Here is a 1,034-nt window from a genome sequence, read left to right on the forward strand (position 1 = left end):
GTGTCCGGGGCTGTGGCATTCCTGGGCCGGGTGGCCTTCTCCTGGACTGGGCTGTCCGTTCTCGGGTGGTCCGGGTGGGGGCGATCCGGGTATGGCGGGGGTGGTTGGCCTTCGGTGTCCGCCGTTCGTTGTCCGTCGTCCGTTCGTTGCTCGGCCCGTTCGTTGCTCGGCCCGGTCGTTGCTCGGCCCGGTCGTTGTTCTGCCGTCGTTCGTCCAGCCGTTGCGTGTGCCGCCGTCCGGTTCCGTTCGTCTGCCATGTGTTCGTCCGCCGTTCGTCCGGCTCAGGCGGGGTTCCAGTCCGCCTCCAGCCGGGACGTCGACGGTGACCGCGCCATCTCGTACCCCGTTGGGCAAACCGCGAGGGCGGTTTGTGGAGACTTCATGATCAAGCAGGAGCGTGCCGCTCGCACGCGTGAGGCCGTCGTCCGTGCCGCCGCAGAGGTGTTCGCCGAGGAGGGATTCGTCCCCGCGTCGATCGCGGCGATCAGCAGACGGGCCGGGGTGAGCACCGGAGGGCTCCACTTCCACTTCACCAGCAAGGCGGCGCTCGCCCGGGCCGTGGAGGACCGGGCCGCCGAGGCGGTCCGGCGGATCACGGCCGGACGGCGGGCCGTCGGGGCAGGGGCGGGCACGGCCGCCGGGGCTGGGGAGGGCGGGAATCCGCTCCAGGTGCTCGTCGATTCCTCGCACGCGTTGATGGCGCTGCTCGCCGGGGACGTCGTCGTACGGGCCGGGTTCGGGCTCTCGGCGGAGCCGGCGCACGAGAGCGGGGTGGACCTGCGGCGGCAGTGGCGGGTGTGGGTCGAGGACGTGCTGCGGGCCGCCGCGCGGGAGGGGGCGCTCGCGGACGGGGTCGCGCCGCAGGACGCCGCGCGGGCGGTGGTGGCCTCGACGGTCGGGCTCCAGGTGCTGGGCGCGGCCGAGCGGGAGTGGGTCCTGCCGCACACGCTCACCCGGTTCTGGACGCTGATGCTGCCGCGGCTGGCGGCGCGCGGGACGCTCGGGCGGTTGGTGGCCGAGGGGACCGCGGGGGG

At 74.1% G+C, this 1,034-nt stretch carries 1 protein-coding gene; it reads left to right on the forward strand.

Going from position 1 to position 1,034, the window contains the following annotated elements:
- Positions 1-381: 381 nt before the first annotated feature.
- Positions 382-1,034: ScbR family autoregulator-binding transcription factor (locus EF918_RS36045; protein WP_148141369.1), on the forward strand; the 653-nt coding region annotated here is incomplete at its 3' end.

The sequence above is a fragment of the Streptomyces sp. WAC06614 genome (assembly GCF_003949795.1).
In the GTDB taxonomy this organism is placed as follows: domain Bacteria; phylum Actinomycetota; class Actinomycetes; order Streptomycetales; family Streptomycetaceae; genus Streptomyces.